The sequence below is a fragment of the Pseudorhizobium sp. NPDC055634 genome (assembly GCF_053618655.1).
The window spans coordinates 24,229-39,502 of sequence record NZ_JBSHHW010000012.1 but is presented as its reverse complement, the minus strand read 5'-3'; the positions used below and the strand labels follow the sequence as shown (position 1 = coordinate 39,502).

General features: G+C 64.6%; 9 protein-coding genes. 7 read left to right on the top strand and 2 right to left on the bottom strand.

The window, feature by feature from the left end; translation table 11 throughout:
- Positions 1-31 precede the first annotated feature (31 nt).
- From ACWGPT_RS17920 to ACWGPT_RS17910, 3 genes are read left to right on the top strand one after another with little or no spacing between them, the layout of a single operon-like run.
- A complete protein-coding gene (locus tag ACWGPT_RS17920; protein WP_452606996.1) occupies positions 32-907 on the top strand; it encodes an ABC transporter permease in 876 nt (291 codons plus the stop codon).
- Positions 904-1,695 (top strand): ABC transporter permease, encoded by a 792-nt coding sequence (locus ACWGPT_RS17915; protein WP_452606995.1) that lies wholly within the window; start codon positions 904-906, stop codon positions 1,693-1,695. The genes ACWGPT_RS17920 and ACWGPT_RS17915 overlap by 4 nt, the downstream gene beginning before the upstream one ends.
- Positions 1,696-1,707: 12 nt before the next feature.
- Positions 1,708-2,763 carry an ABC transporter ATP-binding protein gene (locus ACWGPT_RS17910; RefSeq protein ID WP_452606994.1) on the top strand — a complete coding sequence of 352 codons (1,056 nt, stop codon included), beginning with the start codon at positions 1,708-1,710 and terminating at the stop codon, positions 2,761-2,763.
- A gap of 30 nt (positions 2,764-2,793) precedes the next feature.
- Here the strand turns inward: ACWGPT_RS17910 and metH are convergent, their stop codons facing one another.
- On the bottom strand, positions 2,794-6,567 hold the full coding sequence (metH, locus tag ACWGPT_RS17905) for a methionine synthase (protein ID WP_452606993.1): 3,774 nt from the start codon (positions 6,565-6,567) through the stop codon (positions 2,794-2,796).
- Positions 6,568-6,719: 152 nt separating this feature from the next.
- On the opposite strand from metH, the gene ACWGPT_RS17900 reads away from it, so the two are divergent.
- Together ACWGPT_RS17900 and ACWGPT_RS17895 are read left to right on the top strand one after the other, a co-directional pair.
- On the top strand, positions 6,720-7,976 hold the full coding sequence (locus ACWGPT_RS17900; protein ID WP_452606992.1) for an AGE family epimerase/isomerase: 1,257 nt from the start codon (positions 6,720-6,722) through the stop codon (positions 7,974-7,976).
- A 90-nt stretch (positions 7,977-8,066) separates the two neighbouring features.
- On the top strand, positions 8,067-8,570 hold the full coding sequence (locus tag ACWGPT_RS17895) for an MgtC/SapB family protein (protein WP_452606991.1): 504 nt from the start codon (positions 8,067-8,069) through the stop codon (positions 8,568-8,570).
- Here the strand turns inward: ACWGPT_RS17895 and ACWGPT_RS17890 are convergent.
- Positions 8,567-11,410: a PAS domain-containing protein gene (locus ACWGPT_RS17890; RefSeq protein ID WP_452606990.1), complete on the bottom strand. Its 2,844-nt coding sequence runs from the start codon at positions 11,408-11,410 to the stop codon at positions 8,567-8,569. The two genes, ACWGPT_RS17895 and ACWGPT_RS17890, sit on opposite strands and share 4 nt — an antisense overlap.
- A gap of 330 nt (positions 11,411-11,740) precedes the next feature.
- On the opposite strand from ACWGPT_RS17890, the gene ACWGPT_RS17885 reads away from it, so the two are divergent.
- Both ACWGPT_RS17885 and ACWGPT_RS17880 read left to right on the top strand, forming a co-directional pair.
- Positions 11,741-11,962, top strand: coding sequence for a DUF982 domain-containing protein (locus tag ACWGPT_RS17885; protein WP_452606989.1), 222 nt, complete (start codon positions 11,741-11,743; stop codon positions 11,960-11,962).
- Between the two features lie 67 nt (positions 11,963-12,029).
- Complete coding sequence (locus ACWGPT_RS17880) at positions 12,030-15,272, top strand: alpha-1,4-glucan--maltose-1-phosphate maltosyltransferase (protein ID WP_452606988.1); 3,243 nt, start codon at positions 12,030-12,032, stop codon at positions 15,270-15,272.
- The last annotated feature ends 2 nt before the right edge of the window (positions 15,273-15,274 follow it).

Here is a 15,274-nt window from a genome sequence, read left to right as displayed (position 1 = left end):
GACAACCGAGCCGAGGGAGACGACCGCGCCGATGAACAATAGCTCTCCCGCAACCCGGCTGCGGCTGCCGCTGACCTGGCTTGGGCTCGCGCCCTTTGCGCTCTTCGTGCTGTTGTTCCTCGTGTTGCCGACCATGCATATCGTCGTCGGGGCCTTTCAGGCGCGCGACGGCTCCTTCACCCTGCAGAACATCATCGATCTCAACAGCGGCACCATCCCGTCGAGCTACTGGATTTCCGTGCGGATATCGGCGACCTCCGCCGCTCTCGGATGCCTCATCGGCTTCGGCATGGCCGTCGCCGTCGTCTTCGGCGCCGTGCCGCGCTGGGTGCGCTCGCCGCTGATGACGTTCTCCGGCGTCGCCTCGAATTTCGCCGGCGTGCCGCTGGCCTTTGCATTCCTCGCGACCTTCGGCCCGGTCGGCCTCGTCACGGTCTTTCTTCGCCAGAATTTCGGGATCGTCCTGCAGCGCGATCTCGGCTTCAGCATCCTGAGCTTCTGGGGCCTCACCGTCACCTACCTGTTCTTCCAGATTCCGCTGATGATCCTCATCATTACGCCGGCTCTCGAAGGACTGCGCCGGGAATGGCGGGAGGCGGCACAGGTCCTCGGCGCCTCGACCCTGCAATATTGGCGCATGGTCGCGCTGCCCATCCTCTTTCCCTCCCTGCTCGGCACCTTCGCGCTCCTCTTCGCCAATGCCTTCGGGGCCGTCGCGACCGCCATCGCGCTGACCGGATCGAGCCTCAACATCGTGCCGATCCAGCTCTTCGCACAGATCCGCGGCGACGTGCTCGGCAACCCCAATCTCGGCTATGCCATGGCCTTCGGGATGATCGTCGTCACGGCGATCGCCAACGTCATCTACATCTGGCTGCGCATCCGCGCCGAGAGGTGGCTGAAATGAGCCTCGGCGCGCGCATCCTCGGCTGGGGCGTTCTGATCCTCGGCCTGCTTTACTTCTTCGTGCCCCTCACCGGCATGTTCGAGTTTTCGCTGAAGGCCCGGCGCGGCGTCTATTCCTTCGACGCCTATCGCGAGGTCTTTGCCGACCCGCAGTTCCAGGCGACCTTCTCCTATTCGGTCGTCATGGCCCTTGTGACGATCGCCATCGGCGTCCTGATCGTCGTGCCGACCGCCTTCTGGGTCCGCCTGAAGATGCCCTGGGCGCGGCCCTATGTGGAGTTCGTCACGCTCCTGCCGCTCGTCATCCCGGCAATCGTCATCGTCTTCGGCTATATCCGCCTCTACAATACATCCAGCTGGCTGCCGCTCACCGGCTCCATCGTCGGGACCAATGCGCTGCTCGCCTTCGGCTACACCATCCTCGCCCTGCCCTACATGTACCGGGCCGTCGACACGGGGCTCCGCACGATCGACGTCGCGACGCTGACGGAGGCCGCGCAAAGCCTCGGTGCCGGCTGGTTCACGATCCTCCGGCGCGTCATCCTGCCGAACGTCGTGCCGGCGGTCCTTTCCGGCGCCTTCCTCACCTTCGCCATCGTCATCGGCGAATTCACGCTGGCCGCCCTTCTCGACCGCCCGGCCTTCGGCCCCTACCTGCAGCGGATCGGCGCCAACAAGGCCTATGAGCCCTTCGCCCTTTCCGTCATCGCCTTTGCCATCACCTGGGGCTGTCTCGGCCTGATTCAGCTCGTGTCGCGCTTCAGCAAGGCAGCGCCCTCGCGCATCTAAGGATCCTACCGCATGTCGTTCCTGGTTCTCGACAACCTCCAGAAAAGCTTCGGCGCCATACAGGTGGTGAAGGACTTCAACATGTCGATCGACAAGGGCGAGTTCGTCTCCTTCCTCGGGCCCTCCGGCTGCGGCAAGACGACGGTGCTGCGCATGATCGCCGGCTTCGAGACGCCAAGCGGCGGCACGATCAGCATCAACGGCCGCAACCAGAACAGGCTGAAGACCAACCAGCGCAATATCGGCATGGTCTTCCAGGCCTATGCGCTGTTTCCCAACATGAACGTCTTCGACAACGTCGCCTTCGGCCTGAAGGTCGCCGGCACGCCGAAAGCGGAGATCGAGGCCCGCGTCAAGGAAATGCTGGCGCTCATCCGCCTCGAGCACCTCGCCGACCGCTATCCCTACCAGATGTCGGGCGGCCAGCAGCAGCGCGTGGCGCTGGCCCGCGCGCTGGCGCCGAAGCCGCAGTTGCTGCTGCTCGACGAGCCGCTTTCGGCCCTCGACGCCAAGATCCGTATCTCGCTTCGGGAAGAAATCCGCCAGATCCAGCGGAAGCTCGGCATCACCACGGTCTTCGTGACCCATGACCAGGAGGAGGCGCTCTCCATCTCCGACCGCATCGTGGTGATGAATGCCGGCCGCGCCGACCAGATCGGCACGCCTTCGGAAATCTACAACCGCCCCGCGACCCGCTTCGTGGCGTCCTTCGTCGGAACGCTCAACATCATCGACGCGGTGGTGGCGGAGCCGTCGGCCCGGACGGTGCGGATCGGCGACCAGCAGGTCCGGCTGCGCGACCTGCCGCCGGGACGAAATGCGGGCGATCCGATCCTCCTCGCCCTGCGTCCGGAAGCAGGCTCGATCTCAGCCGGCGGCGACACGGCGCTCAATGGCACCGTCCTCTCCTCGAGCTTCCTCGGCTCCGTCGTCCGCACCAAGATCGACGTCGGCGGCAATGCCATATCCTTCGACATGTTCAATGCGCCGGACCTGACCATGCCGGCACCGGGCGACAAGCTGACGCTCAACTTCTCCGCCCAGGACCTGCTGGTGGTCGGCGACTAGGACCGTCGCCGTCCATTTCGGCTGGCGGCCTCAGGCCGCCTCGTCCTCTGCCTCCGCCCGGCCGGTCGGGACATAGTTGAGGATCGGGCCGAGCCAGCGCTCCACCTCCTCGACCGCCATGCCCTTGCGCGCCGCATAGTCGCGTACCTGGTCCCGCTCCACCTTGGCGACGCCGAAATAGTAGGACTCCGGATGGCCGATATAGAGGCCGGAGACGGATGAACCGGGCCACATGGCATAGCTCTCCGTCAGCTTGACGCCGGTCGCCTTCTCCGCATCGAGCAGCTCGAACAGGGTCGCCTTTTCCGTGTGGTCGGGCTGGGCCGGATAGCCGGGCGCGGGGCGGATGCCCGCATATTCCTCGCCGATCAGCTGGTCCGGCGACAGGTTCTCGGCCGCGGCGTAGCCCCAGAACTCTTTGCGGACCCTCTCGTGCATCCGCTCGGCGAAGGCCTCGGCGAAGCGGTCCGCCAGCGCCTTCACGAGGATCGACGAATAATCGTCATTGGCCCGCTCGAAGCGTTCGGCGATGGCGACTTCCTCGATTCCTGCGGTCACCACGAAGCCGCCGACATAGTCGTGCTTGCCGCTCTCCACGGGCGCCACGAAATCCGACAGCGCCACATTCGGCCGCCCGTCGCGCTTCGACAGCTGCTGCCGAAGGGTGAACAGGGTTGCCCGTTCCTCACGACGGCTGTCGTCGGTGTAGAGGCGGATGTCGTCGCCGACCGAATTGGCGGGCCAGAAGCCGATCACCCCGCGTGGCCGGAACCACTTCTCGGCGATGATCTTCTCCAGCATCGCCTGGGCATCGGCATAGAGCTGGCGGGCGGCTTCGCCCTGGGCCTCGTCATCGAGGATAGCGGGGAAACGGCCGCGCAGTTCCCAGGTCTGGAAGAACGGCGTCCAGTCGATGTATTTCGCCAGTTCCTCCAGCGAGTAGTCGTCGAAGACCTTCGTTCCCACAAGCTTCGGCACAACCGGCTCGTAGGCGTTCCAGTCGAGCCGGGTGGCGTTCTCCCTGGCCCGGGCAAGCGGCAGTCGCTGCTTTTCGGCCTCGCTTCGCGCGTGGGCCGCGGCGACCTTGGCATATTCGGCGCGGATATTGTCGACGTAACCGGATTTCGCCTCGGGCGAGAGAAGCGAGGAGACGACCCCGACCGCGCGGCTCGCATCGGTCACGTAGACGGCCTGGCCCTTTTCGTAGCGCGGATGGATCTTCACCGCCGTATGGACGCGGCTCGTCGTCGCCCCGCCGATCAGGAGCGGGATGTCGAAGCCCTGTCGCTCCATCTCGGAGGCGACATGGACCATTTCGTCGAGCGACGGCGTGATCAGGCCGGAAAGCCCGATGATATCGACCTTTTCCGACACCGCCGTCTCGAGGATCTTCGTGGCGGGCACCATGACGCCGAGGTCGATGATCTCGTAATTGTTGCAGGCGAGCACGACGCCGACGATGTTCTTGCCGATATCGTGCACGTCACCCTTGACGGTCGCCATCAGCACCTTGCCGGCGGACTGGCGCTGATCGCCGCCCGCGAGCCGCTTCTCCTCCTCCATGTAGGGCAGGAGCACTGCGACGGCCTGCTTCATGACGCGGGCCGACTTCACCACCTGCGGCAGGAACATCTTGCCCGAGCCGAACAGGTCGCCGACGACGTTCATCCCGGCCATCAGCGGTCCCTCGATCACGTCGAGCGGACGCCTGGCCTGTAGCCGCGCCTCCTCCGTATCGCCCTCGATGAACTCGGTAATGCCGTTGACGAGGGCATGCTCAAGGCGCTTTTCGACCGGCCATTCGCGCCAGGTGAGGTCCTGGGCCCTCGCCTCCTTGCCCGCCGTTCCGCGATAGCGCTCGGCGATCTCGAGGAGGCGCTCGGTCGCGTCGTCGCGCCTGTTGAGCACCACGTCCTCGCAGGCTTCGCGAAGATCGGGGTCGATGTTCTCGTAGATCGCCAGCTGCCCCGCATTGACGATGCCCATGTCCATCCCGGCCTGGATGGCATGATAGAGGAAGACCGCATGCATCGCCTCCCGCACGGGCTCGTTGCCGCGGAAGGAGAAGGAGAGGTTGGAGACACCGCCAGAAATATGGACGAGCGGCATACGCTCGCGGATCGTGCGGGTGGCCTCGATGAAATCGACGCCGTAATTGTTGTGTTCCTCGATCCCGGTCGCCACGGCGAAGATGTTCGGGTCGAAGATGATATCCTCAGGCGGGAAGCCGACCGTTTCCGTCAGCAGCTTGTAGGCGCGCTCGCATATCTCGACCTTGCGCTGGTAGCTGTCCGCCTGGCCCGTCTCGTCGAAGGCCATGATGACGACCGCGGCACCGTAGTTGCGGATCAGCCGGGCCTGGTGAAGGAAGTTCTCCTCGCCCTCCTTGAGCGAGATCGAATTGACGATCCCCTTGCCCTGGACGCATTTCAGCCCGGCCTCGATGATCTCGAACTTGGAGGAATCGATCATCACCGGCACCTTGGCGATGTCGGGCTCGGCGGCGATGAGGTTGAGGAACTCGACCATCGCCCGGCCGGAATCGATCAGCCCCTCGTCCATGTTGATGTCGATGATCTGCGCGCCGTTCTCCACCTGGTCGCGCGCGACGGCGAGCGCCGCCGTGTAGTCGCCCGCGGTGATCAGCTTGCGGAACTTGGCCGAGCCGGTGACATTCGTCCGCTCGCCGACGTTGACGAAGGGGATGTCCTTGGTCAGCACGAAGGGCTCTAGCCCGGCGAGCGACATCAGCGGCCGGTGCTTCGGCACTTCGCGGGCCGGATAGCGCGCCACGGTCTCGGCGATCGCCCGGATATGCTCCGGCGTCGACCCGCAACAACCGCCGACCACGTTGACCAGCCCCTCGCGCGCGAATTCCTCGATCTGCCGCGCCATGTCCGCCGGCGTCTCGTCATACTGGCCGAACTCGTTCGGCAGGCCGGCATTCGGATATGCGCAGATGAAGGTATCCGCCACCGCGGAGAGTTCCTGCAGGTGCGGCAGCATCGCATCGGCGCCCAGCGCGCAGTTCAGGCCGACGGTGAACGGATTGGAATGGCGGATGGAATACCAGAAGGCGGACGGCGTCTGTCCCGACAGCGTGCGGCCGGAAAGATCGGTGATCGTGCCGGAAATCATCACCGGCAGATGGATGCCCTTTTCCGCGAAACGCTCCTCGCAGGCGAAGATCGCCGCCTTGGCATTGAGCGTGTCGAAGATCGTCTCGATGAGAATGAGGTCGGCCCCGCCGTCGATCAGCCCGTCGATCTGCTCGCCATAAGCCTTTCGCAGGTCGTCGAAGGAGACCGCGCGGTAGCCGGGATTGTTGACGTCCGGAGAGATCGAGGCGGTGCGGTTCGTCGGACCGATCGCGCCCGCGACGAAGCGGCGGCGACCGTCTTCCTTCTGCGCTCTGAGCGCAGCCCGGCGGGCGAGACGCGCACCGTCCCGGTTGAGATCGTAGACGGCGTTCTCCATCTCGTAATCCGCCTGCGCGATGCGGGTGGAGGAGAAGGTGTTCGTCTCGATGATGTCTGCGCCTGCCATGGCGTAGCGGTAGTGGATTTCCTCGATCGCCTTCGGTTGTGTAAGGATGAGGAGGTCGTTATTGCCCTGCTGGTGGCAGGCGCAGCCGGCGAACCGGTCGCCGCGAAACTGGTCCTCGTCGAAGCCGAGCCCCTGGATCTGCGTTCCCATGGCGCCGTCGATGACGAGGATGCGCTCGCGCGCAGCATGGCGCAACGCGGCAAGGACTTCGTTTCCGTCCTGCGGCGCCGCCTGCGGACCGAACAGCTCGTCGAACATGGGTATCTCCTTCACATGCGAACCCCATAAGCGCATAAAGATATCTTTATGTCAAACGGAAGCTGCCTTCTCACGTCCACAAAGCCAATGACAGCCCTGCCCGCTCTGGATATACCTTTCTCCACTGAAATCATTGGCTTCCGGAGAATCTCATGAGCGATCAGGCGGCGATGCCGAGGACTTGGGCGAAGCGGGACTACCACCGGCAGTGGCTTCTGCGCCAGGCCGATGCGCTCATGGACTTCTTCCAGTACCGCGCCGTCAATCCCAAGGGCGGCTTCAACGATCTTGCCGTCGACGGCATGCCGCTCGATCCGGACAATCCGACGCGCGGCATCCACGCCTCGGCGCGCATGGTCCATTGCTATTCGATCGCCTACCTGCTCGGCCGCCCGGGTGCCGGCGAGATCATCGACCACGGCATGCGCTATCTGTGGGAGAAGCATCGCGACCCCCTTAACGGCGGATATTTCTGGTCGCTGAACGACGACGGGCCCGCCGACGACAGCAAGCAGGGTTACGGACACGCCTTCGTGCTTCTCGCCGCCGCCTCCGCCAAGGCGGCAGGCCATCCCCTGGCAGACGGCATGCTCGCGGACGTGACCGAGGTGATCGAGACGCGTTTCTGGGAAGGCCGCCACGGCGCGATCGCAGAGGAGTTCGGCAGCGACTGGTCGCCCGTCGACGGCGGAGCCTATCGCGGCCAGAACTCCAATATGCACATCACGGAGGCGCTGATGTCGGCCTTCGAAGTCACCGCTGAGAGACATTATCTCAACAAGGCGGAAAGCATCGCCGACCTCGTCATCCGACGGGCGGCGGGCAGCGTCGGCTTTCGGGTCGCGGAGCATTTCGACGCCGAATGGCGGATCGACCGGACCTATTATCATCCAAACGAGATGTTCCGGCCGGCCGGCACGACCCCCGGCCACTGGATGGAATGGTCGCGGCTCCTCCTGCAGCTCTGGTCGCTCGGCGACAAGCAGCACGGCTGGATGCCGGAGGCCGCCAAGTCGCTCTTCATACAGGCGATGTCACTGGGGTGGGACAAGGAGCGGGGCGGCTTCTTCTATACGCTCGACTGGGATGATCGGCCGGCCATGACCAGCAAGCTCTGGTGGCCCATGTGCGAGGCGGCCGGCGCGGCCCACTTCCTCAACGAACACCTGCCGGCCGACGACTTCTACGAGGACACCTACCGGCTGGTCTGGAGCGTCATCGCCAATCGCTTCCTCGACCACCAGAACGGAGGCTGGCACGAGGAACTGACTGCGGACCTCGTTCCGGCGCACACGCTCTTTGCAGGCAAGGGCGACATCTATCACGCGCTGCAGGCCTGCCTCATCCCGCTCTTTCCGGCGACCGGAAGCCTCATTCGCGCCATCGAGGAGACCGAAGGCCGGCTCTGACCGGCGCGCATCCCTGGTCGGCGCCGGGTCGGAACCTCCACGCCGATCATCAGTTGTCGGGTGACAATTGGATGACGGGTGACGCCAACGATGACCGAAGTTCTTGCCTCCGAATTTTCCTATCATTCCCCCGTTGACATCCGCGTCCTGTTCCTGAGGATCTTCGGCGCCCTCTTCCTCTGCGGGCTCATCGGACTGGAACGCGAAATCCGCAACAACACGGCCGGTATCCGCACCAACATGCTGATCGGCCTTTCCGCCACCATCTATTCGCTCGTGACGCTGCACATGCTGCAGACGATGACGGGCGACAGCGACGCCACCCGGATGGACCCGATCCGCCTCGTGGAAGCCGTGACGTCCGGGGTGGCCTTCCTGGCCGCCGGTGTCGTCGTCTATACCCGCGGCGATGTCCGCGGGCTCACGACGGGCGCAAGCATGTGGCTTTCGGCGGGCGTCGGCCTGACGGTCGGGCTCGGCATGTGGATCGTCGCCATTGTGGCCACCATCACCGGCGTCATCGTGCTCTGGCTGCTGCGCAAGACGGAAGTCGCCCTCGGCATCAAGGAGGAGGAGGACGGCGGCAGGGGCTAGTCGCCTCCCGACATCATCGAACGGATCCGGCTTGCCAGCATCTCGTAATCATAGGGCTTGTTGACGAGGGTCGTGTTCTCCAGCCCGTCCATTTCCGAAACCTTGCGGTCGCCCGTCGCAAAGATGACCGGCAGCGTCGGAAACCTCTGCCGGACTTCCCGGACCAGCTGTACGCCGCTCATGTCGGGCAGGTGAACGTCGGCGACCAGCACGTCGATCGGATGGTCCGCCGCAGCGGCGATCGCCTCTCCCGCAGTTCCCGCCTCGATGACGGTCATCCCCGCGTCCTGCAGGAAGTCCGCCGTGGAGATGCGGATCAACGCCTCGTCCTCGCAGAGCAGAACCTTGATCGGAGCATCCTTTTGGGCGGGCTGCTGTTCCGGTGCCGCCTTGCGCAGGGCGCCCTCGCCCCTGCCCTGTTCGATCGCCTGCCGGATCTTCCTCGCGAGAGCTTCCCGCGTATAGGGCTTGCTCAGCAGGTTGACGCCGGGATCGAGCCGCCCGCCATGGACGATCGAATTTTCCGTATATCCCGAGGTGAAGAGCACCCCGAGCATCGGCAGGCGCTCCTTTGCCTTGCGGGCAAGATCGCGGCTTCTGAGCCGCCCCGGCATCACCACGTCGGTGAAGAGCAGGTCGATCGCAGCGCCGCTCTCGACGATCGCAAGCGCACTGTCCGCATCCTTGGCCCGAAGCACCTTGTAGCCGAGTTCGGCCAGGAGGCCGACCGCGACCTCGCGAACGGCCTCGTCATCCTCCACGACCAGCACCGTCTCCGTCCCGCCGGTGACCGGACCGCCGAGGCTGTCGGCAATCACGTCCTCCGCCTCCAGCGAACGGGGCAGATAGATCCTCACCGTGGTGCCGCTGCCCGGCTCGCTGTAGATCTTGATGTGTCCGCCCGACTGCTTGACGAAGCCGTAGACCATCGAAAGGCCGAGCCCCGTTCCCTTGCCGTCGGGCTTGGTCGTGAAGAAGGGATCGAAGACCTTTTCCAGGACGTCCGCCGTCATGCCGCAACCGGTATCGCTGACCGCAAGCATGACGTACTGGCCCGGCTTCACGTCATAGGCGTTGCGGGCATACTCGTCGTCCAGGAAGGCATTGCCGAGCTCGATGGTCAGCTTGCCCTCTCCATCCATCGCATCGCGCGCGTTGATCGCAAGGTTCAGAAGGGCGTTCTCGACATTGCTCGGGTCGACGAGCGTGTTCCACAGTCCCCCGCCGACGATGGTGTCGATCTCGATCGCCTCGCCGAGGCTGCGGCGCAGAAGCTGGTCGGTGTCGCGGATCAGCCGCGAGAGATTGATGACCTTCGGCTCGAGCGGCTGCCGGCGTCCGAAGGAAAGGAGCTGCGAGGCAAGCCTTGCGCCCCGCGCGGCGCCCGCAAGCGCCCCAGCGATGCGTTTCTCGGCGACCTCGTTCCCCGCGAGATCTCGCCCGAGGAGCTGGAGGTTGCCGCTGATGACCTGCAGCAGGTTGTTGAAGTCGTGGGCGATGCCGCCGGCGAGGTTGCCGATAGCCTCCATCTTCTGGCTCTGGCGCAGGGCTTCCTGGGTACGCTCCAGTTCCTGCGTGCGCGCCTCGATCGTCTGGCCGAGCGATTCCGCCAGGATTTCGAGGTGGGACTCCGTCTGCTTCTGCTCTTCGATATCGGTATTGGTCGCGACCCAGAGAACGATGTCGCCGGCACTGTTGGTCAGGGGCGCCGCGCGGCTGATGAACCACCTGTAGGCGCCGTCATTGCGGCGCAGCCTGAGTTCGACCTCGAAGAGCTGTCCGGTGCGCAGGCACTGCTGCCACTCGGCAGATACTCGCTCGGCATCGTCCGGATGGACCATGTTCGAACGCGTGTTCGCGTCGAAATGCAGCTTCTGCATTCCGCTGTAGCGGTAGACCTGGTCGCTGCACCAGTCCACCTCGCCGTCCGGCTTGGCCGTCCATACCTGGTTGGGGAGAGATTCAGCGAGCGTACGGAAGCGGCTTTCGTTTTCCCTGGCCGTCTCCTGGGCCTGCCGCAACGCGGTGACATCATGCCCCTGCACGAAAATGCCGAAGACCTTGTCGTCCGCGTCCCGGATCGGCTGGTAGACGAAATCCAGGTAGTGCTCCTGGGGACCGTTGTCCCCCCATTCCAGGACGACCCTCGCCGCGTTGGCGGCGTAGGGCTCGCCGGTCTCGTAGACCTCATCCAGAAGCTCGTAGAAGCCCTGGCCGTTGAGGTCCGGCAGCGCATCCTTCACCGACTTGCCGATCAGGTCCTCCCGACCGACCAGTTGCCGGTAGGAGCGGTTGGCGATGGTGAAGACATGCTCCGGACCGCGCAGGACCGCCATGAAGCCCGGCGCCTGCTCGAACAGGTTGCGCAGATACTCGCGCTCCTCCCCGAGAATCCGGTTCTGCCCCTGGACCGCATCGACCCGGCGCATGAGGTCGGTCTGCATCTTCCAGTCGTTCGTCGTGCCGCCCTGGCGCAGGGTATGGAGTTCCGTCACGTCCACCGTGTGCTGGAAGATGAAGTCGACCTTGCCGTCCGCATCCTTGACCGGCGTATGCGTCGCGCTCCAATAGCGGTTCTCCATCAGTCCCTCGGGACCGGTGATGGGATAGGGAATGAGCGGGAGGTGGTCGATCTCCCCGGTCGCCAGAACCCGCGCAAAGGACTCGCGCAGTATCTTCCCGTGCCCGGAATCCGGGTCACTGGGAAAGACGTCAAACATGAGATGACCGATGACCTCTTCTTCCGACCGGGAGGTCACGGCGAGATATGCGTCATTCGCTCCGACTATACGCAGGTCCCTGTCGACGACGACATAGGGATTCGGAGAGAGATTGAACAACTCGTTCAGATCCAAATTCGATAGGCCAGTCCGCCGAAACATACCCATTCCCATGCCAGATCAAGCACTGGTTATATATCTTCCTCCGGCGATGACAATTGCCCGGCTCGGTTGCGCCGATGGGCATGTCGTGATGCCGGCGCCATCGGCCGGTCACCCGTCACGGACCTGCGCATTCGACAGGCCCCGAGGCACCCCACGGCATTAAATCGATGCCACCCGGTCGCGGACGTGCTAACGTGCCGGCGCGGCGCAACTGCTGCCACTCCTGGACGTTCATCGGACGTCTTGGCCTTTTGGCCGGAAGACCTGACATCATGGGAGGATGATATGCAGAACGTTACCTGGCAAAGACCTGTGAGGACCAGCGTCAGCGCCGTCTCCAACGCCTACGAAGCCCTCGATCTCCTCGACCATCACTGGCCGAACATAAAGGGCCCGCGGTTCATCACGGCGCGCCATGCCTGCCTTGCGGCCCTGGACGGCCGCGAGACCGCCGAGATTGCGCGCGAGCGCTTCAAGGAAGCCGTCGCCGAGGCGCAACTGAACTAGTCCTGTCCCAAGGGAACAAGCCCGGGGCCTTGTCGTTTAGCTGTCGAAGCAAACGCAAGGCTCCGCGATGAATACTGTTCCTACGTTCAATGCTCCGGTCTCCCGCCTCGCCCAGCTCCCCCGCATCTATTACATCCACCCGCTCCTTCTGAAGGGATACGACGCCTGGGAGGAGGTCTTCGCGCACGCCCATGCGCTCGGTTTCGACTGGGTGCTGACCGCTCCGCTGTTCCACCGCGGCCGCGGCGCGAGCGTCTTCGTCTCCAGCGACTTCGATCGCCTCGATCCCGGCCTCGGACTTGGCGAGGAGGTCGAGGCCGGCCTCTCCCGCCTCTCGAAGATGGCCGAGAGCCACAACCTGCGGCTGATGCTCGATCTGGTCATCGACCGGGTGGCTGAGGAGGATCGCGACAATGGCGACATCGCCGCCGACCCCCGGATCGGGCCGGATGCGGGCTGCAGCCGCTTCCTGGATCTCGCCCCGAGCGAGACCACGTACAACTACCTGGAGGAATGGCGCGACCGGATCGGCAGGATTGTCGCGTCCGGTGTATCCGGCTTCCGCTGCCTCGGCATCGACCGCGTCCCCGAGGAGGCATGGGCCTCGCTCGTCAAGACGGCTCGGAACAGGCGTGACGGCACGGCCTTCTTCGCCTGGACGCCCGGCACCAGCTTCGATCGCCGGCGCGCGCTGAAAGGTGCCGGCCTCGACGGCTGCTTTTCCTCCTTCGCCTGGTGGAACCTGCAGGACGGCTGGCTGTCGCAGGAGCACGAGGTCCAGCGCGGCCTCGGAATAGAGATCGCATTTCCCGAAGCCCCTTACGACAAGCGGATCGCCCACGGCGCCGAAGGGCGCGAAATCCTGCAGCGGAAGGCGCTGCGGGCGCTGAAGCTCGCGGCCCGTTTCGGCGGCGGCCTGATGCTTCCGATGGGCTTCGAATTCGGGGCCTCCACTCCGCTCGACCAGATGCATGGCGACGGTCTCGGGCTCGCCGGCCTCAGGGACCAGTCGGCCTACGACATCGGCGGAGACATCCGCGCGATCAACGATGTGCTGAGGCAGGAGCAGGACGGGTTCCAGCAGCACCCGTTCACGCTGATTTCGGCCACCAACACGCCGGCCGTCGCCATCGTGCAGTCGAACCGGGAAGACCTGCGATCCTCCGACAGGATCCGGGTAATCCTCGTCAATCGCGACCTGCGGCAGACGGCGGCCCTTCCCGCCAACGCGATCAACCAGATCGCCTCGTCCTTCCTGCCCCTCAAGGACGTCGACGGCTCGCCCACCCAGAGGCTGAAGCCCGGCGAAGTCCGCCTCCTCGAAGGCCGCGTGTCGACGCCCGTCATTTCGCGCTCGCCGCTGCCTGACCTTGCGGTGGCTTCGGCCGCGCCGCGGCTGGCGATCGAGCATATCACTCCCTCGGTGGACGACGGCCGTTTCGTCGTCAAACGGGTGGTCGGTGAGGCCGTGCGGGTGGAGGCGGATATCTTCGGCGACGGCCATGATCCGCTGGCCGCCGTCCTCCTGTGGCGCGCCGGCGACGAGGACGACTGGCAGGAAGTCCGCATGCAGCTCTTCGAGAACGACCGCTGGAGAGCCGAGTTCACGCCGCTGCGCATGGGGCGCCACGAGTTCGCGATCGAGGCCTGGCGAAACCCGTTCGCGATCTTCCGCTACGAATTCACCAAGAAGCACGATGCCCGGCTGGACCTGAAGCTGGAGATCCAGGAAGGAATCAACCTCGTCAAGGAGGCTCTGGCTTCGGCGCATCCTGGCCTTGTCACGGCGCTGCAGAAGCTCGTGGGCGATCTCGAACAGGCCTCGGAATCACGCCGGATCGAGCTTCTGCTCGCCCACGACACGTCCGAACTCATGGAGAAGGCGGACCGCCGCCCCTTCCGCCTCCGCTCGCATATCATCCCGCTGGACGCAGAGCGGCTCGGCGCCTCCTTCGCCAGCTGGTACCAGATCTTCCCGCGCTCCCAGAGCGGCGATCCCAATCGTCACGGCACCTTCGACGACGTCATCTCGCGCCTGCCGGCCATTCGTGAACTCGGCTTCGACGTCCTCTACTTCCCGCCGATCCACCCGATCGGCTCGACCAACCGGAAGGGGCGCAACAACAGCCTCAAGGCGTTGCCCGGCGATCCGGGAAGCCCCTACGCCATCGGCTCGGAACTCGGCGGCCATGATGCTATCCATCCGGAACTCGGAACCTTCGAGGACTTCCGCCGGCTGGTGAAGGAGGCAAAGGAGCATGGTCTGGAGATCGCGCTCGACCTCGCCATCCAGGCATCGCCCGATCACCCGTGGCTGAAGGAGCACCCGGGCTGGTTCGACTGGCGCCCGGACGGCACGATCCGCTACGCGGAAAACCCGCCGAAGAAATACGAGGACATCGTCAACGTCGATTTCTATGCGGCCGACGCGGTCCCCTCGCTCTGGCAGGAGCTTCGCGACATCGTGCAGATGTGGGTCGACCAGGGCGTCAAGCTCTTCCGCGTCGACAATCCCCACACCAAGCCGTTTCCATTCTGGGAATGGCTGATCGCCGACATCCGCTCGCGCCACCCGGACGTGCTCTTCCTGTCGGAGGCCTTCACAAAGCCGAAGGTCATGTACCGGCTGGCGAAGATCGGCTTCTCGCAGTCCTACACCTACTTCACCTGGCGCAACAGCAAGTGGGAACTCGAAGAGTACATGCGCGAGATAACCACCGAAGCGCCCAGGGATTTCTTCCGGCCGCACTTCTTCGTCAACACCCACGACATCAATCCGGACTTCCTGCAGAACGCCCCCCGTTCGGCCTATCTCATCCGCGCCGCACTTGCGGCCACCCTCTCGGGCCTATGGGGTGTCTATAACGGCTTCGAACTCTGCGAGGGCCGGCCGGACGCCAAGCGCAAGGAATATGCCGACAGCGAGAAATACGAGATCCGTGCCTGGGACTGGGACCGGCCGGGCAACATCAAGCAGGAAATCGCGCTCCTCAACCGCATCCGCCGGGAGAACCCCGCGTTTCACTCGCATCTCGGGCTGACGCTGCTCAACGCCTGGAACGACAACGTCCTCTTCTTCGAGAAGGCAAGTGCGGGCCGGGAGAACGTCGTCATGGTGGCCATCAGCCTCGATCCACATAACGCCCAGGAAGCGGACGTCGAGATCCCGCTCTGGTCCTGGAACCTGCCGGACCACGGCGCGCTTCCCATGGAGGACCTGATCTCGGGCCATCAATTCACATGGAACGGCAAGGTGCAACGCCTGCGGCTCGAACCCGCGATGCCGTTCGGCATCTGGCGCGTGCGATAAGG

Excerpts from the sequence above, each read along its gene's own strand:
- metH (WP_452606993.1), bottom strand. The coding sequence starts at position 6,567 with ATGTTCGACGAGCTGTTCGGTCCGCAGGCGGCGCCGCAGGACGGAAAC.
- ACWGPT_RS17915 (WP_452606995.1), top strand. The coding sequence starts at position 904 with ATGAGCCTCGGCGCGCGCATCCTCGGCTGGGGCGTTCTGATCCTCGGC.
- ACWGPT_RS17880 (WP_452606988.1), top strand. The coding sequence starts at position 12,030 with ATGAATACTGTTCCTACGTTCAATGCTCCGGTCTCCCGCCTCGCCCAG.
- ACWGPT_RS17895 (WP_452606991.1), top strand. The coding sequence starts at position 8,067 with ATGACCGAAGTTCTTGCCTCCGAATTTTCCTATCATTCCCCCGTTGAC.
- ACWGPT_RS17900 (WP_452606992.1), top strand. The coding sequence starts at position 6,720 with ATGAGCGATCAGGCGGCGATGCCGAGGACTTGGGCGAAGCGGGACTAC.
- ACWGPT_RS17920 (WP_452606996.1), top strand. The coding sequence starts at position 32 with ATGAACAATAGCTCTCCCGCAACCCGGCTGCGGCTGCCGCTGACCTGG.
- ACWGPT_RS17910 (WP_452606994.1), top strand. The coding sequence starts at position 1,708 with ATGTCGTTCCTGGTTCTCGACAACCTCCAGAAAAGCTTCGGCGCCATA.
- ACWGPT_RS17885 (WP_452606989.1), top strand. The coding sequence starts at position 11,741 with ATGCAGAACGTTACCTGGCAAAGACCTGTGAGGACCAGCGTCAGCGCC.